Source organism: Chitinophaga varians, from assembly GCF_014529945.1.
Classification (GTDB): domain Bacteria; phylum Bacteroidota; class Bacteroidia; order Chitinophagales; family Chitinophagaceae; genus Chitinophaga; species Chitinophaga varians.
Map to the genome: position 1 here is coordinate 312,438 of NZ_JACVFB010000003.1, position 22,116 is coordinate 334,553.

Consider the following 22,116-nt stretch of genomic DNA (forward strand, 5'->3'; position numbering starts at 1 on the left):
TGCCTTCGGGTAAAAAACTGAACTTCTCTATCTATATGTTCCCGGAAAAGGGGACATTGTCCCTTGTGGTCAGGTTAAGGAATTATTAACAAACAAACAGGTCTGCAAAAATGAGGGCAACAGCAATGTGGTGGCGGAGTGTCTTCAGCGCGATGTGCAGCTGGTTGCGGACAGTTTTTTCGGACACGCCCATCCGCTGGGCTATTTCGGCAATAGACAATTGTTGGCGACGGCTCAGCAGGAACATCTCGCGGGTACGGGGAGGCAGCGTTTCCAGCCGGGATGCGATCTCATTAAAAAGATCCGACTCGTGTAGTTTATGCCAGATGCTGTTGAGCACCGGCAGGTAATGTTCGTGTATGCGGTCCAGATGTTCGGGGCTGCCCAGTATTTCTTTCAGCCTTTTCAGCGATTGGAACCGTACTGCCTGTAATAAATAATGTTGCAGGGAGCCGGTGATCTCCAGTTGTTCCCTTCTTCCCCACAGGGAGATGTACACCATTTGCACCACGTCTTTGGCATCGTCATCCGATTTGAGTATCCGCGCTGCTAATGCGTACAATAGCTGCCAGTGCTTATTGAAACAGGTTTCAAAAGCCTTTTTATCGCCAGCCTTGATCTGGTGGAGCAACTCGAAATCTTCACGGGTTTGCATGAGCAACTGCTTTTTTTGACAATGCCCTGCAAAGTAAAGCAATCCGTTTTCGGGGTTATTTTAATTTAATGTTATCAATTATTTTTATCAAGCGATGCTGTAACTCTGTCGTTTTTAAATACAATTAAAAACAATGTGATATTTTTTCAGTCGGCTGATGGAGGGGGTTATCAATACCTGCGTTTATGTTAGAAGAGAGTTAATTGATTTATTGTGCCAAAGCAACACTTACCTACGCCTGTATTCTCGCTGACTGTCAACAATCGTCTGCCATCGTGGTTTCAACGACCGCTGACGGTGACAGTATTGTATTTCATTGGTACGCTGGTATTGTTTATTCAGTCACTGGCTACGCAGCGATATAATAACTTTATTATTTTCCGCAGCTCATGGGACCATATGCTGCATCATATGCCGTTGTATCAACTTTATCCGGATACCTATTTCGACTACTTTTTATACCACCCTACTTTCCCTATCCTGTTTGCACCACTGGCCATTTTACCGGTTACGGTGGGGCTTCTTATCTGGCTGATGGGCAGCGCCGGTCTTTTTCTGTACGCCCTGCGTCAGTTGCCGGTTGCTGCCAACAAGCGCTATATCATCAGCTGGTTGCTGATCCTGGAGCTGCTCAACGCCATTCAGTCCTCACAGACCAACCCCATAATGACAGCGCTGATGTTGCTGACGGTGATTAACCTGGACCGCAGCAAACCGATGCTGGCCGCGCTTTTCACCTGCCTTTGTTTTTTCATCAAAGGATATGGCGCCATTACCGGCCTGGTGTTTCTTTTCTACGACCGGAAGCTCACCTACCTCAGTTACTGCGCGTTGTTTGGCATTATCGGCACACTGTTGCCCCTGGTGGTGATATCGCCGGCAGAGCTGATACAGGCTTATCACGATTGGTTTAAGCTGATCACGAGTCCTGTTATTCTGGAAGATGGTTCCGTACGCGGTATGATCTATGCGATGCTGCATCTGCCACAACAACCCGGTGGCATCATCGGGAAAACCATTACCGTGTTGGGGTTGACCGGCCTCCTGTCTGCCCTTTATTTTGCCTGGAAAAACAGGCCACAGCACTATCACTGGATCGTTGCAGGTTACCTGTTGCTCTGGGTAGTATTGTTTAATCAGAGTACCGAATCACCTACCTATATCATGGCTGTAACCGGCGCCGTGGCCGGATTGATGATGCTGCCCGAAAAGCCGCTGTCTGTCGTCCTGCTGGGGCTGCTGGTGATAATCACCTCCCTCTGTCCTACTGACCTCGTGCCTTCGTTTATCAACAAGGTCGCGGTGAACTATCAGCTGAAAGCGCTGCCCTGCCTGTTGGTGCTGTTGTATTTCCAGTATTACCTGTGTTTTGCCTCACCAGGTAATACACCACGGGAACAGCTGGCGGCATAGGCGTTCATCCCCGTTTTACAGCGCTCCTGTACTTTACTTTTTTATGTCCGGCGGAACGGTTTACTTTGTCCGGTATGAAAAAGCAGGCGCTTCTATCACCCTACTGGCAATGCCAGCTGTCCGGCTGGACAACCGCCGCCCTTTATTGGGAGGTGGACGCTTTTGTCCGTAGCCCGACTTTCAGCTACGCCTTCGCCACGCTCAATTTCGTGGCGGATATCGGCGTGAACCTACTGCTCACGCACGCCTACCGGCTGTTTGCATTGCGACAAGGCTGGCACCTGCTGCGCCCCAGACCGCTGATGTTGCGTATCATCCCGGCCATTGTGATACTGGCCGTTTGTTTCACCCTGGCGGTAACGCTGCGTTTCTACTGGTGGGGGTATCACGGGCAGACCTTCTTCCAATACCTGCACAACAACAGCCAGGTACCGTTTATGACAGGCATCCGCACCATGGCCGTATGGGTATTGGCGTGGCATCTGTACCACTATGCACAGCAACAAAATGCCGCTGCCCGCGAAAACGCACGGCTACAGCTGCTGGCAAAGGAAGTGCAGCTCGACAATCTCACCGCTCAACTCAATCCGCATTTCTTTTTTAATTCCCTGAACAATATCAAATCGCTGGTGCTGGAAAACCCGGTGCTGGCCCGCAGGGCTATCGACCTGCTTTCCGACCTGCTGCGCAATGCGTTGTACAAGCGGTCCGACCAACTGGTGACGCTCCGTGAAGAAATGCAACTGGTCAGCGACTACCTGGAACTGGAGAAGTTACGCTTTGAAGACAGGCTGCAAATAGACATCCGCGTAGACCCGGCGCTGACGGGCATTTCCGTTCCGCCGCTCGGCATGCAGACACTGGTGGAGAATGCCATCAAACATGGCATTGCCCATAGTATAACAGGTGGTCGTATCACCATCAACGTCGTGAGTGACGGCGGGCATATCCGTTTGTCGGTACAAAATCCGGGCATCTTACAACCATCTGCTTCGGGAGGACTGGGCATTCGTAATCTGCAAGAGCGGCTACAGCTGCAGTTCCAGGGACGGGCCTCTTTTCAGATAACAGCGTTGCCGGAAGAACAGGTATTGTCCGTTATTTCGATTCCTGCTGCGTAGCGGCGACTAACCATACAGTATGCAAAAGATACAGGTAGTGATCATAGATGATGAGCGTGCCGCCCGGGAAGAAATCAAACGGGCGCTGTTGCCTTACACCGATTATGAGGTAGCAGGAGAAGCACGCCATGTGCCCGACGCGCTGACGCTCATAAGGGATACCTCCCCCGGCCTGCTGTTTCTGGATGTGCAGATGCCTGGCGCCAATGGTTTTGAGCTGCTGGCCAGCCTCTCAGCTGTGCCCGACGTTATTTTCACCACAGCCTATGATACATATGCCGTGCAGGCTTTCGACAACAATGCGCTGGACTATCTGCTGAAACCTTTTCGCGCCGAGCGGTTTGCACAGGCCATGGAGAAACACCGGACCAAAGTGCGGGAGCGCGCCGCGTTGTCCGGCAGCATGGTGCCCGACAAGCAGCTGTTCATCAAAGACGGCGATCAGTGTTTTTTTGTGCAACAAAACGATATTTATCTCGTAGAGTCGGTGAATAATTACGCCCGCATCCGGACAGCCGACAGGCTGGCCCTGATCAAAACCTCGCTGAATCAGCTGGAGGAACGCCTCGATCCCACCTGCTTTTTCCGGGCCAATCGAAATCAGTTGGTCCATGCCCGTTATATCACCGATATCATTACCATCGATGGCGGCCGGTTACAGCTGACCATTCGTGGGGATGTTTCCGTTATCGTGTCCGGCAGGCAGGCCGTTCGTTTCAAACAGTGGAATAAAATGTAATCTTCTCCCTTTAATATTTTGTAAGATGATTTTCATGAGACTTATGCTCTTGTGGGCCTTGTTATGCCTGCACGGCAACGCCCTTGCCCAGTCATTTATATTTTCCCGCGAAGCCGCCACGCATCCTGAAATAATGGAACGTGAGCTCCCTGCCTTAGCGGCAAAAGTGCTGCCGCAGCTTCATCCCGGCCCGGACACATGGGGCTATCTGCAACAGCTGCTGATGGTACAATTAGCGGCCCGGCAATATGAAGCAGCGCTGCACACCATTCAGCAATACCGCGCTGCATATGCACAGAGCGATCCGGAAAAAGCGGCGGTAAGGTTCATTCAATATGAGACCTATATCCATGCCACGCAATATAAACAGCCTATAGGCAAGGCTTTCCCGGAAGCATTCCGGGCATCACTGGCACGGCTGCACGCAGGCAGCCGTTACGATCTCGACAACTGGTATACTGCCGACAGCGCTGCGCTCAAGGCCGATCTGCAACGGCAGCTGGCCTCGCTGGTCACGCAGGACAGTATCTCCCTGGCAGACGCCATACAGCTATGCCGGCGGTATGCCACGTGGCAGTTGATGCCCCGTATCACCGCCATGGCAGCGCCGTTGCTGCAACAGGTGAACCAGCAGCAGTACCTTATCCGCGACAGCCTGTTGATACGTACCCGCGATGGCGCCAGCGTATCCGCGATCGTTGTGCGGCCCAGGCAGCAGCAGGAACCGTTGCCCGTTATCTTTTTTTTCACCATCTATACCGAAGGGGCTAACCTTACCATCGCCAAAGAAGCGGCCGATAAAGGTTATGTAGGCGTGGTGGCCAACACCAGAGGCAAACGGCTTAGTCCTGATGCTACAGAGCCGTATGAGCATGACGGCAATGACGCCCGTGATGTGATCGACTGGATCAGTAGCCAGCCCTGGTGCAATGGCAGCATCGGTATGTATGGAGGCAGCTACGTGGGCTTCACGCAATGGGCCGCCGTTAAAAACGGCGTACCGCCTGCGCTGAAAACCATCGTGCCCTCCGCCGCTGTGGTACCGGGTTACGACGTCCCCAAGGAAAACAATGTGTTCATGGGTTTCGTATATCCGTGGATACCTTATGTCACCAACAACAAATTTCTGGACAACGTGACGTACAACGATCGGGCACGCTGGCGTTATATGCAGTTCAACTGGTACAACAGTGGCGCTGCCTGGCAAACACTGGATAGCCTGGACGGCACGCCCAATCCCATTTTCCGCCGCTGGCTTTCCCATCCTGCCTATGATGCCTACTGGCAAAATATGACAGCCTATCAGGAAGATTTCTCCCGGATCAACATCCCCATACTCAGCACCACCGGCTATTTCGATGGCGCACAGATCGGCGCCATGTATTATTTCCGGGAACACTTACGGTACCGCCCCAACGCAGCACATTATCTGGTTATAGGGCCGTATGATCATCTTGGCTGCCAGCATGTGCCGGCTCCTTACCTCAACGGCTATACGCTGGACAGTGTGGCCCGTATCAGTATCCATCAATTGATTTATCAGTGGTTTGATCATATCCTGAAAGGCGGCCCCAAACCCGCGCTGCTGAAAGACCGTGTCAACTATCAGGTAATGAGTGCCAATCAATGGAAACATGCACCGTCCCTGCAGCAGATGAATAACGACACGCTGACGTTCTATCTTGCGCCCCGGCAACTGTTGCAACAGCCACCAACAGATACAGACTTCCTGTTGCAACAGGCAGACCTCGCCGACAGGAACGGTGACTTTACCGGTAATTATATTCTTCCTGATCTGATCGATACCACCATCAATACGGCCAACGGACTGGTATTTGTGAGTGAACCCCTGCCGGCGGATATTGCGGTGAATGGGTCGTTCCATGGCCTGCTACAGGTCATCCCCAATAAAAAAGATGTAGATCTTGGTATCGATCTCTATGAGCAAACATCCGATGGGCGGTATTTTCAGCTTTCCTATTTTCTCGGGCGGGCGAGCTATGCCGCCAGCCTCGAAGAACGCCGGCTACTGATACCGAACAGTGTCAACCCCGTTTCGTTTAGTAATACCCGTATGATCAGCAAACGGCTGTCAAAAGGAAGCCGGCTGGTGGTGGTGATCAACATCAATCAAAATCCATTTGAACAAATCAACTATGGTACAGGAAAAGATGTCAGTGAAGAAACGATCACCGATGCACGCGAACCGGTAAAGCTGCGCTGGAGAAACGACAGCTACATCAAAATTGGCATAGCGCACTAGAAAAGATTACTTGATAAGAATATATTCATTGTAATTTTTTTATTTACAAAGACTTTGATATAAGTAAAATAAATTATATTTTAGCAACCGACAGTAACAGGCCCAAGTTTGTATACCATAGTAATACCATTGAAATAGTACATTACACATAACAACCTATGAAAGAACAGTCACCCGTAGCAACGGGTGTATACCCTTGAAATATTAAATCACACATAACAACCTATGAAGAAACAACTACTCGCACTGGCGGGCATCGCCGTATTGTTTGCTGCCTGTTCCAAAAAGGACGACGCACCATCTGAAAACCCTACTGCCGGCCTGCTGAAAGGCATGTACAGCATTACAGACACCACCCGCATTGAGTACAACAACGACAAGACCGTATCAAAGATAACCTACGGCTGGATAGACGGTACAGACATTGGCGGCGGTATCACCACCGTGAAATACGCTGACAGCAGGGTATCTGAAATCTGGGGAAGCGAATACGCCGAATCAAAAGTATTCGGTCCCAATGAGCTGACAGCGCAATTTGTATATGTAGACAACAGAATCCAGAAGATCATCAATCCCGGAAAAACTGATTATCTGTACTATGATTCTGCCCGCTACAATGCCAGCGGCAAAATCGAGAAAATATTCCGTTTCGGTGGTCAGAAACCTAATATCACCAAAAGCGGCACAGACTCTATTGTATGGACTGGTAACAACATTACTAAAGTAGTACACGAAGGTTTTTACACGGATAACGGCGTTGAAAAAGTCAGCTACACCTACACAGACACCTATACGTTTGATGATAAAGCAAGCTGGCAGTCGCCACTGGGAGCTGCTACCATGGATGGCGGCTTTGCCCCGGAAGCATATAATGCCAATAACATCCTGACACAAACAAGGTCTCAGGAAGGTCAGGCCGACCGTACGAATTCGTATGTATATGAATACGAGAAAAACAAAGTCATCAAAAGAACAGCCACCTACGTGTTCGATCAACGTCCCGGCGTAGAAGTAACAGTCTTTGAATACTATAAATAATTGAGATCACTATTCACAAAAAGCCGTAGCATCAGTCTACGGCTTTTTTGTACCCCCCGAAAATCCGCTTGATAAACATCCATATAATAAAATTAACAACCCATGAAAAAACAATTATTAGCATTAGCCGGAATGGCGCTATTGTTTGCTGCCTGCTCCAAAACAAACACGCCCCTGCAAGCAGGCCTCACCACATCTTCCGGCCTGCTGAAAGGCTTCTACAGCGTGACAGACACCTCCCGCATCGCGTACAACAATGATCAAACCGTATCCAAAGTAACTTACGGATGGATAGACGGTACTGACGTAGGCGGCGGCATTGACACGATGAAATACGCCAATGGTGTGTTATCGGAAGTCTGGCAAAGCGATTATGATGAATCGCAAATATTCAGCCCCAGCATGTTAAACCTAAAACTGGTGTATGCCAGCAACAAACTTCAGAAGATCGTTCATATGAAATACCCCGCCTATGATTCAGCGCGTTACAACGCCAATGGAAAAATAGAGAAAGTATTCACCTACAGCGGTCTTCCCGGCGCCGGGCAATTGAGGGAAACAGACTCCCTGGTATGGACAGGCAATAACATTACCCAGGTTTTTTACAAAAAATACACTATCAGTCACGGGGTTGAATCTGTCTATGCCGCCTACACAGACACCTACACCTTTGACAGCAAACCTAACTGGGAAGCGCCATTGGGGTTTGGTACCATCAGTGACAGATTTATACCAACAGCCATGAATGCTAATAATGTCCTGACAGTGGTAAGAACAGAGCCCGGGCAACCTGTCCTCACCAATACCTATGTGTATGAATACAATGCCCAGAACAAAGTCACCAAGTCTACTGTTACCTATCAGTTTATCGTATCCCCTCGTACAGAAGTAACTGTTTTTGAATATTATCAATAGCCGTTACCGTTATCCATGAAAAAAGCCGTGGCATAACGCCATGGCTTTTTTCACCGGTATATCATCACACTCAGGCCAGTTCCCGGACCACTCTCGCGGGGTTGCCCGCTACCAGTACGTTTTCAGGTACGTCTTTGGTTACTACCGCACCCGCGGCAACGACTGAACCGCTGCCAATTGTAACGCCCGGGCAGATAATGGCACCGCCGCCAATCCAGCAGTCATCACCAATCACGACCGGCTTTCCATATTCTTCGCTGCGACGATGCACTTTGTCCAGCGGATGTGTAGCTGCATATATCTGTGCTGCCGGTCCAAACATCACATTGTTACCGATCCTCACCGGACAAATGTCCAGCACCACACAGTTGACATTAAAATACACCTGGTTGCCACAGAAAATATTGTAACCATAGTCGCAATGAAACGGGGGTTCAATGTACAGACGTCCTGCTGTATTAGGAATCAGCTCTTTTAATACTTCCCGCGCGCTGTCAGTAACTAGGTATTCTGTTACATTCAGGCGATGCAATAGTTTTTTGGCCTTTGTTCTGTCAGCGTGCAGCTGTGGGTCTGATGCATCATACAGCTCTCCCGCTATCATTTTTTCTTTTTCGCTTTTCATAAGATGTCCGTTGTGTTATCCTGAAAATATAAATTTTCATCGGTTCACCAGAAAATGAACAATACGGCAGACGCTGCCGGGTGTAGTGGTGATTTTCAGTGTATGGGTACCCGTAGTCAGTTCATCGCCCAGTATCAGGTACCACGGCAGATAGAGGCTGCGGCTCCATTGTGTCCGGGTATCCATCTGTTGCTCCGGTTTGTTGTCTATCCTGTAACGGATAACGCCCGCATCCGGCCCCGACAGCAATGCCACGCCTACCGTGCGGCCGGTGAAAGGCAGTTCGAAGGAGGCTTCCGTAGTGCCCGATACCAGCATAGGCACGTCCACAAATCCCGGACGGGTATGTACTTTGTCTGACGGCTTCCAGGACTCCGCTACCGTAAATCCCTGTAGGTGATCCGCCGTGTGTACGTCCACGTAGTGACCGTTCACATAATTAAATGGATCTGTTGCGGCTGGTAGTTTTGCCGCCACCATCTTCCGTGGCGCCGCCCGGTTGAACGCGCTGTCCAGCAGCTGCCGGATGGTGTGGAAGTAAATTTCCTGTCCGAATGGCGACGGATGCAGATCTTTAAAATCATCCTTCCAGGAGAACTCTCCCGCATCGATGCGGGTAGTGACTTCCTTCGCCAGATTCACAAACGGCAGCTGATAACGGCGTGCCATCTCCTCATGCAGCGCTACTTCCGCCGGTATTTTCCCGGCACGGTAATCCGCCATTTTATCTTCATCCACAAAAGCCATCAGTATAATATTCATCTGCGGATTGGCAGTCAGCGTGTGCCGGATAATGCCTTCCAGCGCGCGGCGCTGCACCGTGGCAGCCGTACCGTTCACTTTATCATTCACGGCCGCTTCCACCAATAGCAGGTCCACCTGGCCTTTGTCCAGCACATCCTGCTGCAACCGGAAAGCATGTGGCAGGCTGCCCAGCGAAGGGATCCCGGCATTCAGCAGCGTGAAAGCCGTGGCCGGATAGGTGCGGGTGAGATAATCGTCCACCTTGCCGCGCCAGCCCTCCATATTGGTAATGGAACCGCCCAGAAAGGCGACCGTAGCCTTTTTGCGGGCACTGATCTGATACCAGGCGTTATTCAGATTGCCATAACGGGTAATAAAAGTTTCGCTTTTCAGTTGCGCCAACGCAGGAAACGTGGCCAGTAATAATAACCATACCGGAAGTAGTTTTTTCATAACGGAACATTCTATCCCCCAAGATAAACAACAACCTGTAAACATTCCAGTCCCGGGGCTTCCGCCCCGGGAATTTGATTATTAAGCTGATTTAGCTATCTTAAAGCTGCTAATGCTGCCAACAGCGATGGTGTAATTTCATGGACCTGATATGAATAACTTGCCTGATGATGCTGCTATGATGACCGGCCTGTGCCAGGGCGACAGAGCGTCTTTTGTACTGCTGTATGAGCAGCATGCCGGCGAGTTGTATCGTTATATCTATCTTTTTATCCGTTCCCGCGAAGATGCCGAAGATATCCTGCAGAATGTCTTCACGCGCATCTGGATGAAACGGGAAACGCTGGGAGAAATTCGTTCCATGCGTAGTTTTCTTTTTCGCGTTACGCGCAATCAGGTACTTAATTATTTCCGGAGCGCCAAGGTAAAGATGCGGGTGCAGCAAATAATGGCCGCCGAAGACGCGCCAGAGAACGCCGATGCCGGTGAACTGTTGCAATACAAACAATACTATGAGCTGGCCAAAGATGCCATCAATAAGTTACCCAAGCGCCGCCAGGAGGTATTTCGCCTGAGCCATGAAAGCGGTCTGAATACGCACGAGATCGCCGACCAGCTGCATATCTCTTCTTCTGCCGTAAAACAGCACCTCTATGCCGCTTCCGATTTTATCCGCGACTATCTGCAGAAACATGGAGATATCACCGCTTCCCTGCTGGTTTTCCTGACACTCTTCGATAACTGCTTATAACGGTGACGCCTCTACGGGCACAGATCATGATAAGATTTCCCTTTTTCTTATACTTATCTTGTATTCCTACTTAAAATATGATTTAAGTATCTCCCCAATAATTAAAAAATTTTTTTTCTAACCGACCTGTCTTATTTTGGGATACGCGTGTCTTACTAATAGCTGTGCAACCAAAATGTCACTTTATGAACAATGAAGAAGCAGGCCTCTTCGTAAAAAGATACGCTGCCGGGACCGCCACCCCTGAAGAACACGCGGCCTTTGCGCAATGGGTCCACGAACAACCGCTACAGGAAGTACAAAGTCTGCTGGACGAATACACCCTGCTGCTGGAACAGCACCCTGTATGGCTGCCGGCCGATCCGGAGCTGCTGGACCGTATGCTGCGGGAGCTGGACCGCCAGCAACCGGCCCGGATCATCCCGTTGCCCTGGTGGAAAAGAACACGTACCCTCGCGGCAGGCGTGGCGCTTCTACTCGCCGCTACAGGCTATGCGCTGTGGCAACAGACGGCCTTCCATAAACAGGTGCCGCGCGCTGCGGCGACCAACATACCCGCCGGCAGCAGTCGCGCCACGCTGCAACTGGCCGATGGCACCACCATTGAGCTGGACAGCACCGGCGCCACAGGCACAACAAAACCCAGCCATGTACTGAAAATAGCAGCCGGGTTGTTGCAATACAATCCACAGCGGGAAACCGCCACCACCGTATACAATACCCTTTCCACCCCGCGGGGCGGGCAGTACCAGCTGCTGCTTCAGGATGGCACACGGGTATGGCTAAACGCTGCTTCCTCCATCCGTTTCCCGGTGGCGTTTAACGGTAACGACCGTACGGTGGAAATCAGCGGTGAAGCTTATTTTGAAGTAGCCCCGCAAGTGAACAAACCCTTCGTCGTGAAAGCAGGCGCCATGCAGGTCAACGTACTGGGCACCCACTTTACCGTCAGCGCCTATCCGGAGGAAACACAGATACGTACTACCCTCTCAGCAGGCAAAGTAGCCGTTAGCGCCGGCGGTAACACCCTGCAGCTGTCACCCGGCCAGCAGTCGGTACTGCCCAGAGGCAGCGAGGCCCTGACTGTCCGCACAGTAGACACCGACCAGGAAATGGCCTGGAAAGACGGACGATTTATTTTCAATGGCAACATCCGCGACATCATGCCACAGCTGGAACGCTGGTATGATATACAGGTGGAATATGAAGGCAATATCAGTAATCAGGCATTTATAGGAGATATTTCACGGAATGAAAACCTGAGCGAAGTACTGAAAATACTGGAGCTCACAGGAAAAATACACTTTAAGGCCGTTAACAGAAAGATTATCGTATCACCGTAAAAAACAGCATATCGTATCAACCAAAATTAACAACATGTAATTCCATCGGAACAGGATAACCGAAGAAAAACCCAGACGCGGTCGCAACGCGTCCGGGTAAGTATTGCCCGGTTGTTTTCCTTCATCAGTGGACTGAATGAATTCTTAACACATTAAACCAAGCGTACCCAATTTATGCTTTTTAAACAAAAGGTCAAACGGGGTAGGCAGGCCGGAGGCTTGCCCCCTACAATTCTGCTGTTTATGAAACTCACGCTCGTCTTGATGATCGCAGCTACCCTACAGGCTACCGCCGGCGCTTTCGGCCAGCAGGTGACACTTCACCAGAAAAACGCGTCCCTCCTGGAAGTGCTGAAGTCTATCCGCAAACAAACCGGATGCAGCTTTATCGGCGACCGCCAGATGCTGCAGCGCACCCAGGGTATCGACATCGCCGTATCCAATGCCTCTCTGGAAGAGGCGCTGAAAGCCTGTATGAAAGATCTGCCCCTTACCTGGTCGGTGGTAGGCTCCACCATTATTATCCGGGAAAAGGAAACGCCGGCGCCTATACGTAATCCGGCAGTTACCGACTCCTCCATCGTCATCCGCGGAAAAGTGACCGATAGCAGCGGCTTGTCCCTGCCCGGCGTGTCCGTCACCCTGAAGTCGGACCCCAAAAAGGGCGTGCAGACAGATGCCGGCGGTAACTTCACCATGCGCATGACCACCAAAGATGTGCTCATCTTCACCTACATCGGCTTCGACAGGAAAGAAATGCCGGTGGCCCGCAGCGGTATGATCACCGCCGTACTGCAACCGATAGACAGCAAGCTGAATGAAGTGGCCGTAGTGGCTTACGGCACCCAGAAAAAAAACAGCATGGTGGGCGCTGTCACCACCATCAATCCCAAAGAGCTGAAAGGCCCCACCAGCAACCTTACCACCATGATGGCAGGCAGACTGGCAGGTGTCATCTCCTTCCAGCGCAGCGGGGAACCCGGCCGTGACAACGCCGAGTTCTTTATCCGCGGCATCACCTCCTTCGGCAGCGGCAAGGTAGACCCGCTCATCCTCATCGATGGCATGGAAATGACTCCTAACGATCTGGCCCGCATCCAGCCCGACGATATCGCCGGTTTCTCTATCCTCAAAGATGCCACCGCTTCTTCGTTATACGGCGCCAGAGGAGCCAACGGCGTGATCCTCGTTACCACCAAATCCGGCCAGCTGGGCAAGACAAGGTTTAACGTACGCGTTGAAAACTCCACCTCCTCCAATACCCGCAACTTCAAACTGGCAGACAACATCACCTATATGAAACTGGCCAATGAAGCAGTCATCACCCGGGAACCGCTGACCAACAGGCCGTACACACAAAGCCAGATAGCCCATACCGCCGCCGGTGACGATCCCTACGTATATCCCAACAACAACTGGATCAATGAACTGGTGAAAAGCACCACCAACAACCAGCGCTACAACCTCAATCTCAATGGCGGCGTGGAAAGAGCGCAATATTATATCGGCGCCACCTACAACATCGATAACGGCGTGCTACGCACCATCAATGATAACAACTTCAACAGCAATGTGAAGACACGCAACTACGAGATACGCTCCAACATCAACATAAAACTTACGCCTACCACGGATGCCGTGGTGCGCACCTCCGGCAGGTTCTCCGAATACAACGGACCTATCAGAGGCGGCGGGGAAATATTCCGGCAGGCCATGAGCGCCACGCCGGTGCGCTTCCCCGCTTACTTTCCGGCCAGCCTCGCACCCGATGAGAAACATCCCCTCTTCGGTAATATGAAAGCCGACGACGGCACTTTCTACACCAACCCTTTCGCCAGCGCGGTGTCTGGCTTCCAGCAGGAAACATCGTCCACGCTGATTGCACAGTTGGAACTGAAGCAGAATTTCAACTTCATCACCAAAGGCTTGTCTGCCCGAATGATGGCCTATACCAAACGGTACTCCTTCTTCAATATGAGCCGGAAATTCAACCCGTTCTACTATAGCGTCAGCATGGACCCTGAAGAAGGCCTCCGCGGGCTCACGCTGCTCAACGAAACGCAGGGCACGGAATACCTGAACTACAGCCCCGGCAGCAAACAGGTGACCACGTTCACCTATATGGAAGCAGCCGTTAACTATGACAAGGTGATCAACGACCGCCATGCGATCAATGGTATGCTCATCACCATCCTCAACAACCAGCTGAGCGCCAATGCAGGCTCGCTCATCGCTTCACTGCCGCGCCGCAACCAGGGCGTCTCCGGCAGGTTCACCTACGCCTACGACGATCGTTACATGATGGAATTTAACTTCGGCTACAACGGCTCCGAAAGATTCGACAGAAATCACCGCTGGGGCTTCTTTCCTTCTATCGGCGGCGGCTGGACTGTCAGCAATGAAGCGTTTTTTTCGGGACTGCTGCCGGTCGTGTCCCGGCTGAAACTGCGCGCCACTTATGGCCTGGTAGGTAATGACCAGATCGGCAACAACGACGACCGTTTCTTCTATCTGTCAGACATAGACCTGGGTGGCGGCAACGGCTATACGTTTGGCGAGAATTTCACAGAAGGCAAAGCGGGGGTACGTATCAACCGGTATGAAAACAAAAACATCACCTGGGAGAAAGCTTACAAAACCAATCTGGGCTTTGAACTGGAGCTATTTAAAAATCTGCATCTGGAAACGGATTTCTTCCATGAGCGCCGTACCAACATCCTGATGTCCCGCGCCTATATCCCCACTACGATGGGACTGTATGGCATACCACAAGCCAACGTCGGTATCGCGGAAGGCCGTGGTGTGGACATGACCATGGAATACAAACGCAACTTCGGCAAAAAGACCTGGCTGCAGGTACGTGGTACCTTCACCTATGCCACCAGCAAAATATTGGTCAACGAAGAACCGCTGTATCCCGAGCAAAACAGGTACCTCTCGCGTGTAGGCTATCCTATTGCGCAGACCTGGGGCCTCGTGGCAGAACGTTACTTCATCGATGAGCATGAAGTGCTGAACTCTCCGCGCCAGAATTACGGCAAGTATATGGCCGGCGATATTAAATACAAAGACATCAACGGCGACGGCCAGATTACCGACCTTGACCGGGTGCCGATAGGCTACCCTACCACTCCTGAACTCAACTACGGCTTCGGTTTCACCTTCGGTTACGGCGCATTCGATATCAGCGCGTTCTTCCAGGGGTCCGGCCGTTCATCCATCTTCATCAACCCCGGTGCTATGGCGCCTTTCATCACCGGCCACTATGTCTATCCTGATGGCGAAGTGTCGCCCACCGTCGATCAGCATGGCCTGCTGCAGGTAATCGCAGATAACCACTGGTCTGAAAACAACCGTGACCTGTACGCTTTCTGGCCACGCCTCAGTTACAGCTACCAGAACAACAACCTCCAGACCTCCACCTGGTGGATGCGCAACGGCGCCTTCCTGCGGCTCAAAACCGTGGAGCTGGGATATACCCTCCCGCCACGCGGACTGAAACGTTATGGCCTCTCCCAGCTGCGCCTCTATGCCAATGGTTTCAACCTGCTCAGCTTCAGCAATTTTAAACTGTGGGATGTGGAAATGGGAGGTAACGGTCTCGGCTATCCGGTGCAACGGGTGTTCAACGTAGGGGTGAACCTCGGATTCTAACGCTAAATATTTGTCACATGAAAAAAACTTTTCTACACAGCATATACGGAATAGTCCTCTTCGCGGGCCTGTTCACCACCGCCTGTAAAAAACCTTTCCTCGATATTGTTCCGGACAATGTGGTCACGCTCAAAAACGCGTTCTCCAATAAAACAGAGGCGGAGAAATACCTGTACACCTGTTATGGTTATCTGCCCGATGCTGGACCTGTTTCCAACATCCTGTTTTTCGGCGCTGATGACATGTGGACCTACTATGAAAACAACTACTCCTATCAGTCGCCCTGGAAGATAGCCCGCGGCGAGCAGAATATCGTGAATCCATGGGTGGATTTCTGGAACGGTAACAATCACGCCAAACCCTATTTCAAAGCGATCCGCGACTGCAATATCTTCCTCGAAAATATGATGGAGGGCGAGTCTTACCGGCATATCTCCTACCTCAGCCCCGATATGCAGAAACGCTGGATCGCTGAAGTGAAGTTCCTCAAAGCCTACTACCACTTCTACCTGTTACGCATGTACGGACCTATTCCCATCACGGATAAAAGTCTGCCTGTTTCCGCCACACCGGAACAGGTAAAAGTTAAGCGCGATCCGGTGGACAAAGTGGTGGACTACATCACCAGGCTGCTGGACGAAGCCATCCCGGAGCTGCCTGCCGAGATCACCAACCGCGGTACCGAACTGGGCCGCGTCACCAAACCCGCGGCCCAGATGCTGAAAGCCAGGCTGCTCGTGCTGGCCGCCAGCCCGCTGTTCAACGGTAACCCCGACTATGCCTCTTTCAAAGACAAAGATGGTCAACTGCTGTTCAGTCCCGGCTACGACGCCACCAAATGGGAAAAAGCTGCCGCCGCCTGCGAGGTGGCCATACAAACCTGCGCAGGTGTAGGTATCCGCCTGTATGAATTCACCGATCCTTTCGTGAAAGTATCTCCCGCTACGGCTACGCAAATGAGTATACGCGGCAGCGTCACCGAACGGTGGAACACGGAAACGATCTGGGCGCTCTCCGGCCGCGTGGACAATGTGCTGCAAACCTATTCCATGGCCAATCGCATAGATCCTACTTTTCCTAACCCTACTTATCTCAGCTCCTATATGGCGCCTACGATGAAGATGGCGGAGACATTCTACAGTAATCATGGCGTGCCGATCAACGAAGACAAAACGTGGGACTATAGCCGGCGCTATGAACTACGTACAGGCACATACGAAGACAGGCTGAACATACAACAAGGTTATACCACGGCACGGCTCAACTTCGACCGGGAAAACCGCTTCTACGCCAGCCTCGGTTTCGATGGCGGCCGCTGGTTTATGCAGAGCAACGCTTCCGACGAAAACGCCTGGAGCATCAAGGCTAAATTCGGGCAGCCGCAAGGCAAAGTAGAGGACCAGTTTTATTCTGAAACCGGCTACTGGCCTAAAAAGCTGGTGAACTGGAAATTTACGCAGACCAATAACAGCTACACCACCGAAAGTTATCCCTGGCCCGAGATGCGCCTCGCCGATCTGTACCTGCTCTATGCTGAAGCGCTGAACGAAACAGGCAAAAGCACCGATGCCATCACCTGGCTTGACAAAATCCGTTCACGCGCCGGCCTCGACGGCGTTGTCAACTCATGGACCAACTACTCCACCAGTCCGGCGAAATTCACCACCAAAGAAGGGCTGCGAGACATTATCCATCAGGAACGTATGATAGAACTGTGCTTTGAAGGCTCCCGCAACTGGGACCTGAGAAGATGGAAAAAAGCCGTGATATACGAAAACAAACCCGTACTGGGATGGGACGTGAACCAGCGTGTAGCCAGCGAATACTACCGGCCACGCACCCTTTTCCAACAAACGTTCGTAGCACCGCGCGACTATCTCTGGCCGCTCCGCGAATACGATCTCACCGTAAACAGCAATCTGGTACAGAATCCTGGCTGGTAAACCATTTTCATTTTCTGTCAATACATGCAACTTATGAAACGATATATCTATTTAATGCTCGCTGCCTGTTGGCTTTCCGCCTGCAAGGAAGAAATCATGAAGCCAAAGTTTGACGACTCCACCCCACCGGAGCATGTGACGAAGGTAACGGAGACGCCTATACCGGGCGGCGCCAAACTCACATATGTACTACCCTCCAGCAACAACCTGCTGTATGTGCTGGCGGAAGTTGCCACCAAACAGGGCGTGGTGCGTCAGTTCAAGGCTTCCTACTATACTAATAGTCTGCAAATAGAAGGGCTGGGCGATACCGACGCGTATGAAGTGAAGCTCTATTCCGTTAACAAAAGCGAGGTGCGTTCCACACCGGTGTCGGTCACCATACACCCGCTGGAACCGCCATTCACCGACGTGTTCAAATCTTTCACCATGATCGCTGATTTCGGCGGTGTGAACCTGAAGTTCAATAACCCTTCCGGCTCTGAGCTGGAAATAGGTTTCTGCGGTCCGGATTCCATCACCAAAAATACCGTGTTGCTGGACACCTATTTCTCTGCCGCCAAAGAGGGCAATCATACGTTCCGCGGTCTGCCAGCCATCAAAGCCCGCTTCGGCGTCTTCATCCGCGACAAATGGGGAAATACATCTGATACGCTGTTTCAGCAGCTGATACCCCTGTTCGAAAAAATGCTCGACAAGTCAAAATTCAGGGAAATCAAATTCCCCGGCGACGGCCCCGTGTATACTACGGAGTGGAACATCGCCTATCCTTTTATCTGGGATGGCAAATACTCTTCCACCTTCAACAGTCCCTACGACGGCAACGGCAACAACTGGCTCAATCTCTCCACCAACGGCACCACAGACGGCACGCCTATTCATATCACCATCGATCTGGGACAGACGGCGCACATCAGTCGTTTCCGCCTCAATAACTATTACCGCTTCATTAATAAAGCCATGCGCAAGTATGAACTGTGGGGCAGCAACAATCCCGCTGCCGATGGCAGTTGGGACAGCTGGACCAAAATTCTGTACTACGAACAGGTGAAGCCTTCCGGCTTGCAGGGCGAACAGTACAACGACGCAGATGCAGAAGTATGGCTGCGCGGCGATATGGCCAACTTCCCCGATGGGTTGCCAGCCTTCCGTTACATCCGCATCAAATGCCTGGAAAACTGGATGGGCAATGGTAACATGTCGTTTTCCGAAATCACTTTCTGGGGAGACACCCAATAACGATCAAAATTATACCACATGAAAAATCAATCCGTCTTATTATATCTGTTCTGGGGGATGATGATCTTCGCCAGCTGCTCTAAAATGGACGCCTACCTCGATATCTCCGGCAGGCAGGAAATCTCCTACACCGGCCGGGTAGACTCGTTGAAGATATTGCCCGGCGATGGCCGGCTGGAACTCACCTGGCTGCTTATTTCCGATCCCAAGATCACCGGCATCACCATCTACTACAACAGCAAAAGAGATTCTGTGATACTGCCCGTCAAAAGAACAGCAGGCGTAGATTCCATGTACCACCTGTTTAGCAACATGCCCGAAGGCACCTACAGTTTTGAAGTATACACCTGGAACAATACCGGCTCCCGCTCCGTGCCCGCTTACATTACAGGTCGCTCCTATGGCAGCATCTATAAAAACAGCCTGCTGAACCGCGCACTCACCAACGCCATCATCAGTGATGGCAACGCGGTACTCAGCTGGGGACTGGTAGAAGAAACCGTCACCGGAATGGAGGTGACCTACACCAACAATGCCGGCAGCACGGTCACCGTAAAAGAGCCACGCACCGCCAACAGCACTACGCTGAAAGACTATCAGCCCGGCAGCAGTTTCTCTTACCGCACGTTATTCCGTCCTGATACGCTTTGCATAGATACCTTCTATACCACCGCCGTCACCCGGACACCACAGTAATTATTTAGTCATTTAACCATTTGGATATTTTGTTATTTTTTAAACCGGTATATCATGTTAAAACTATCATTTCTGTTGACAAGCCTGGCCCTTACGGTGTCTACGGCTTCTGTTACTACCTCTTGCCAGAAGGTGCAAATGGTGGCATCTCCGGAGGAAGAAAAAAATACCATCACGGCCAAGCCGAAGCCTCAACCTGCGCCCGTCTTCTATATTTCCGACCTGGCGCTGATCTATCAGGGCGGTATCCACCGCCTGCCCTGGACCAAAGACCAGCTTAAGCCTTACGTTTTCCGGACTACCGGCAGCGGCGCCGTAGAGTGGCTGTTCGACGGCTTCCTGTTCATCGAATTCACCGATGGCATGGGCCATGAGTACGCAGAAGGCTATGAGCCCACACCCGCCGGCAAAACGGAATGGCAATGGCTGCTGGACCGTAACTTCGAAAGCGGCAAAGCGCTGCACGCCCTCGATGATGAGCTGGACAGTCTCGCGCTACTAAACATCAAGCCTGTACGAAAAAGAAGAGTGGTGCTGACGCTACCCGAGCCGATCCGTAGCCTGAGCAACTGGGGCGACCTCAATGGCAAAAACCTCAACTTCGCCGACAGCGCCGACAGAGTGGCCGCCTGTAAATGGTACGTGGAAACGGCGATGACCATGTGGCAGGCCGCTAATTTCAAACACCTTGAACTGTCGGGCTTTTACTGGGTAGCAGAACAGAACACCGGCGCCGTGGAGATATTGCCCACTGTGGCCACCATGCTGCATAACAAACAACAACGTTTTTACTGGATACCTTACTATGGCGCAGCAGGTGCGGCCAACTGGCAAACCATGGGCTTCGATATTGCCTATCAACAGCCCAATTATTTCTTCGATCTGTCATCTCCCTATTCTATCCTCACCGGTGCGATCAACTTCGCCAAAACCAACAAGATGGCGCTGGAAATGGAATTCGATGACCGCCTGATGACCCAGGCCGGTTATCGCCAGAAATATACGGATTACATGAACGAATTCGGTAAGAGCGGCGCCTGGAAAAACTTGCCCGTGGCCTATTACGAAGGAGGCGGCGCCTGGCTGAAAATGTGCAACAGCACAGATCCGGAAATAATGGGGCTGGTAAAAAGACTGTCCGATACAATTGTTGTCAGACAAAAAGCAGCAGGCAATTAAAACATTTCGATATTTTGGTATTTAGGTATTTAGATATTTGGCGATTACCTAAATGGAGAAAAAAGAAGATCGGAGCGAAATATTTATTCGCTCCGATCTTCTTCTATTCGATCTGATGATTCCAGAAATCAAAAAATCGTAAATCAAAAAATCGCAAATCTAAAAATCCCTACCTCTTTTTCTTCCGTCCCCACCAGATCAGGAAACCGGTAATGGGCAACGTAGCACCAATAAGGCTCGCGAAGAAGGCCAGGAACTTACCTGGCAGTCCCATGATGCTGCCCACGTGAATATCATAGTTCATGCGCCGCAGCTTAGTGCCGAAACCAGCTTCTTCATACGGTTGCGCATATACGCTGTTATCTTTTATCTCCGTCAGCGTGTAACGGTCAAACGCATATCGGATGTTGTTATAATACTGTCCCTTGCTGGGGTATACGATCATGGAAATGGTAGATGCCGCCTTGGCGGTATCGGGAAAACCTATATAAAATCCGGTGGCGCGGGGATTTTTAGCAGCCACCTGATACCAGACCTGATCCATTGCCTGTGGTAAAGGGAGGCGGCTATCAGCCACTTTCGTGGTATCCGACTTTAGCTCCGTATACTCCGGTAACGGTTTTCCACCGGCAGTTACCCAGTATAGTCCTTTGCTGAACCATTCCAACCCCCAGACCATACCGGTAACGCCTATGGCAAACAAAAGCAGCAGCGCATAAAATCCCAGTACATTGTGCAGATCGTAATTGACCCGCTTAAAACTGGCCCCCCATTTGATTTTAAAGCTCTGCTGCCGTGTCGCTTTCGTCCATTTTTTAGGCCACCAAAGCACCATCCCTGTCACCAGCGTGATCACAAACACCAGGGTGCTGTAGTTCACAATAGGCCGGCCTATCTTGTAAGGCATCCACAGAAAACGATGCCCGTTCAATATCCAGCGGAAAAAATCCACTTCCCCCTCTTTACGGGTCACTTTGCTGACTATTTCGCCGGTGTAAGGATTCAATTTGAGGGTGGAACCGCTACGGCGACCGCCCACATTGACTTCTATCACCCGGTCTTCACGATAGATAGCGTAACTGGCAGCCTTACCCGGATACTCACGGGCAGCTATCTCCAGCATACGCGACGGCTGTATCACCGGCGCATCCTGCCGCGCAATCTTCGTTTCCGGCTGCAGCCATCCGGTAATCTCTTCGTTGAAAACCCAGATACAGCCCGTCACGCAAACGATGACCATGATAATACCGGAGATAAGGCCCAGCCAGAGATGCAGCCAGGCAGAGATCCGGTAAAACAAAGACTTGTTGGTTTTCTTTTTCGGTGTCTTTTTCATGATGGCGGA

At 51.3% G+C, this 22,116-nt stretch carries 17 protein-coding genes; 13 read left to right on the forward strand and 4 right to left on the reverse strand.

The genetic code is table 11. The features are described 5' to 3' along the window. Window positions 1-85: 85 nt before the first annotated feature. On the reverse strand, window positions 86-655 hold the full coding sequence (locus ICL55_RS15630) for an RNA polymerase sigma factor (RefSeq protein ID WP_188098857.1): 570 nt from the start codon (window positions 653-655) through the stop codon (window positions 86-88). Window positions 656-868: 213 nt separating this feature from the next. On the opposite strand from ICL55_RS15630, the gene ICL55_RS15635 reads away from it, so the two are divergent. The 6 genes from ICL55_RS15635 (at window position 869) to ICL55_RS15660 (ending at window position 8,144) form a co-directional block, all read left to right on the forward strand. Next, window positions 869-2,068, forward strand: coding sequence for a glycosyltransferase 87 family protein (locus ICL55_RS15635; RefSeq protein WP_188098859.1), 1,200 nt, complete (start codon window positions 869-871; stop codon window positions 2,066-2,068). A 74-nt stretch (window positions 2,069-2,142) separates the two neighbouring features. After that, window positions 2,143-3,189, forward strand: a complete 1,047-nt coding sequence (locus ICL55_RS15640) for a sensor histidine kinase (protein WP_188098861.1) — start codon at window positions 2,143-2,145, stop codon at window positions 3,187-3,189. Between the two features lie 19 nt (window positions 3,190-3,208). Continuing rightward, window positions 3,209-3,928 carry a LytR/AlgR family response regulator transcription factor gene (locus ICL55_RS15645; RefSeq protein ID WP_188098863.1) on the forward strand — a complete coding sequence of 240 codons (720 nt, stop codon included), beginning with the start codon at window positions 3,209-3,211 and terminating at the stop codon, window positions 3,926-3,928. Between the two features lie 34 nt (window positions 3,929-3,962). Continuing rightward, complete coding sequence (locus tag ICL55_RS15650) at window positions 3,963-6,191, forward strand: CocE/NonD family hydrolase (protein WP_223151469.1); 2,229 nt, start codon at window positions 3,963-3,965, stop codon at window positions 6,189-6,191. 225 nt (window positions 6,192-6,416) lie between these two features. Further along, the gene (locus ICL55_RS15655) at window positions 6,417-7,229 is read left to right on the forward strand and encodes a hypothetical protein (protein ID WP_188098865.1); all 813 of its coding nucleotides are present in this window, start codon (window positions 6,417-6,419) and stop codon (window positions 7,227-7,229) included. Between the two features lie 102 nt (window positions 7,230-7,331). Continuing rightward, window positions 7,332-8,144, forward strand: a complete 813-nt coding sequence (locus tag ICL55_RS15660) for a hypothetical protein (RefSeq protein ID WP_188098867.1) — start codon at window positions 7,332-7,334, stop codon at window positions 8,142-8,144. A gap of 70 nt (window positions 8,145-8,214) precedes the next feature. On the opposite strand, the gene ICL55_RS15665 is transcribed toward ICL55_RS15660, so the two are convergent. Both ICL55_RS15665 and ICL55_RS15670 read right to left on the reverse strand, forming a co-directional pair. After that, window positions 8,215-8,769 carry a sugar O-acetyltransferase gene (locus ICL55_RS15665; protein WP_188098869.1) on the reverse strand — a complete coding sequence of 185 codons (555 nt, stop codon included), beginning with the start codon at window positions 8,767-8,769 and terminating at the stop codon, window positions 8,215-8,217. A gap of 36 nt (window positions 8,770-8,805) precedes the next feature. Continuing rightward, complete coding sequence (locus tag ICL55_RS15670) at window positions 8,806-9,966, reverse strand: SGNH/GDSL hydrolase family protein (RefSeq protein WP_188098871.1); 1,161 nt, start codon at window positions 9,964-9,966, stop codon at window positions 8,806-8,808. Window positions 9,967-10,117: 151 nt separating this feature from the next. Here ICL55_RS15670 and ICL55_RS15675 point away from each other — a divergent pair, with 151 nt between their 5' ends. The 7 genes from ICL55_RS15675 to ICL55_RS15705 all read left to right on the forward strand — a co-directional run bounded on the left by ICL55_RS15675 (window position 10,118) and on the right by ICL55_RS15705 (window position 20,771). Then, window positions 10,118-10,717 (forward strand): RNA polymerase sigma factor, encoded by a 600-nt coding sequence (locus tag ICL55_RS15675; RefSeq protein WP_188098873.1) that lies wholly within the window; start codon window positions 10,118-10,120, stop codon window positions 10,715-10,717. Between the two features lie 185 nt (window positions 10,718-10,902). After that, on the forward strand, window positions 10,903-12,060 hold the full coding sequence (locus tag ICL55_RS15680) for a FecR domain-containing protein (RefSeq protein ID WP_188098875.1): 1,158 nt from the start codon (window positions 10,903-10,905) through the stop codon (window positions 12,058-12,060). Window positions 12,061-12,303: 243 nt separating this feature from the next. Next, window positions 12,304-15,714 carry a SusC/RagA family TonB-linked outer membrane protein gene (locus tag ICL55_RS15685; protein WP_246496386.1) on the forward strand — a complete coding sequence of 1,137 codons (3,411 nt, stop codon included), beginning with the start codon at window positions 12,304-12,306 and terminating at the stop codon, window positions 15,712-15,714. Between the two features lie 17 nt (window positions 15,715-15,731). Beyond that, window positions 15,732-17,657 carry a RagB/SusD family nutrient uptake outer membrane protein gene (locus ICL55_RS15690; protein WP_188098880.1) on the forward strand — a complete coding sequence of 642 codons (1,926 nt, stop codon included), beginning with the start codon at window positions 15,732-15,734 and terminating at the stop codon, window positions 17,655-17,657. A gap of 33 nt (window positions 17,658-17,690) precedes the next feature. Continuing rightward, the gene (locus ICL55_RS15695) at window positions 17,691-18,896 is read left to right on the forward strand and encodes a DUF5000 domain-containing lipoprotein (protein WP_188098882.1); all 1,206 of its coding nucleotides are present in this window, start codon (window positions 17,691-17,693) and stop codon (window positions 18,894-18,896) included. Window positions 18,897-18,914: 18 nt separating this feature from the next. Continuing rightward, window positions 18,915-19,592 carry a DUF4998 domain-containing protein gene (locus ICL55_RS15700; RefSeq protein ID WP_188098884.1) on the forward strand — a complete coding sequence of 226 codons (678 nt, stop codon included), beginning with the start codon at window positions 18,915-18,917 and terminating at the stop codon, window positions 19,590-19,592. A gap of 54 nt (window positions 19,593-19,646) precedes the next feature. After that, window positions 19,647-20,771 carry a DUF4855 domain-containing protein gene (locus ICL55_RS15705; RefSeq protein WP_188098886.1) on the forward strand — a complete coding sequence of 375 codons (1,125 nt, stop codon included), beginning with the start codon at window positions 19,647-19,649 and terminating at the stop codon, window positions 20,769-20,771. A 169-nt stretch (window positions 20,772-20,940) separates the two neighbouring features. On the opposite strand, the gene ICL55_RS15710 is transcribed toward ICL55_RS15705, so the two are convergent. Then, window positions 20,941-22,107, reverse strand: coding sequence for a PepSY-associated TM helix domain-containing protein (locus ICL55_RS15710; RefSeq protein ID WP_188098888.1), 1,167 nt, complete (start codon window positions 22,105-22,107; stop codon window positions 20,941-20,943). Window positions 22,108-22,116: the final 9 nt, after the last annotated feature.

What these genes read in the sequence shown, in the direction of transcription:
- ICL55_RS15695 (WP_188098882.1), top strand. Translation starts at nt 17,691, where the DNA reads ATGAAACGATATATCTATTTAATGCTCGCTGCCTGTTGGCTTTCCGCC.
- ICL55_RS15675 (WP_188098873.1), top strand. Translation starts at nt 10,118, where the DNA reads ATGAATAACTTGCCTGATGATGCTGCTATGATGACCGGCCTGTGCCAG.
- ICL55_RS15685 (WP_246496386.1), top strand. Translation starts at nt 12,304, where the DNA reads ATGAAACTCACGCTCGTCTTGATGATCGCAGCTACCCTACAGGCTACC.
- ICL55_RS15640 (WP_188098861.1), top strand. Translation starts at nt 2,143, where the DNA reads ATGAAAAAGCAGGCGCTTCTATCACCCTACTGGCAATGCCAGCTGTCC.
- ICL55_RS15690 (WP_188098880.1), top strand. Translation starts at nt 15,732, where the DNA reads ATGAAAAAAACTTTTCTACACAGCATATACGGAATAGTCCTCTTCGCG.
- ICL55_RS15700 (WP_188098884.1), top strand. Translation starts at nt 18,915, where the DNA reads ATGAAAAATCAATCCGTCTTATTATATCTGTTCTGGGGGATGATGATC.
- ICL55_RS15660 (WP_188098867.1), top strand. Translation starts at nt 7,332, where the DNA reads ATGAAAAAACAATTATTAGCATTAGCCGGAATGGCGCTATTGTTTGCT.
- ICL55_RS15630 (WP_188098857.1), bottom strand. Translation starts at nt 655, where the DNA reads ATGCAAACCCGTGAAGATTTCGAGTTGCTCCACCAGATCAAGGCTGGC.
- ICL55_RS15665 (WP_188098869.1), bottom strand. Translation starts at nt 8,769, where the DNA reads ATGAAAAGCGAAAAAGAAAAAATGATAGCGGGAGAGCTGTATGATGCA.
- ICL55_RS15710 (WP_188098888.1), bottom strand. Translation starts at nt 22,107, where the DNA reads ATGAAAAAGACACCGAAAAAGAAAACCAACAAGTCTTTGTTTTACCGG.
- ICL55_RS15705 (WP_188098886.1), top strand. Translation starts at nt 19,647, where the DNA reads ATGTTAAAACTATCATTTCTGTTGACAAGCCTGGCCCTTACGGTGTCT.
- ICL55_RS15655 (WP_188098865.1), top strand. Translation starts at nt 6,417, where the DNA reads ATGAAGAAACAACTACTCGCACTGGCGGGCATCGCCGTATTGTTTGCT.
- ICL55_RS15645 (WP_188098863.1), top strand. Translation starts at nt 3,209, where the DNA reads ATGCAAAAGATACAGGTAGTGATCATAGATGATGAGCGTGCCGCCCGG.
- ICL55_RS15650 (WP_223151469.1), top strand. Translation starts at nt 3,963, where the DNA reads ATGAGACTTATGCTCTTGTGGGCCTTGTTATGCCTGCACGGCAACGCC.
- ICL55_RS15680 (WP_188098875.1), top strand. Translation starts at nt 10,903, where the DNA reads ATGAACAATGAAGAAGCAGGCCTCTTCGTAAAAAGATACGCTGCCGGG.
- ICL55_RS15670 (WP_188098871.1), bottom strand. Translation starts at nt 9,966, where the DNA reads ATGAAAAAACTACTTCCGGTATGGTTATTATTACTGGCCACGTTTCCT.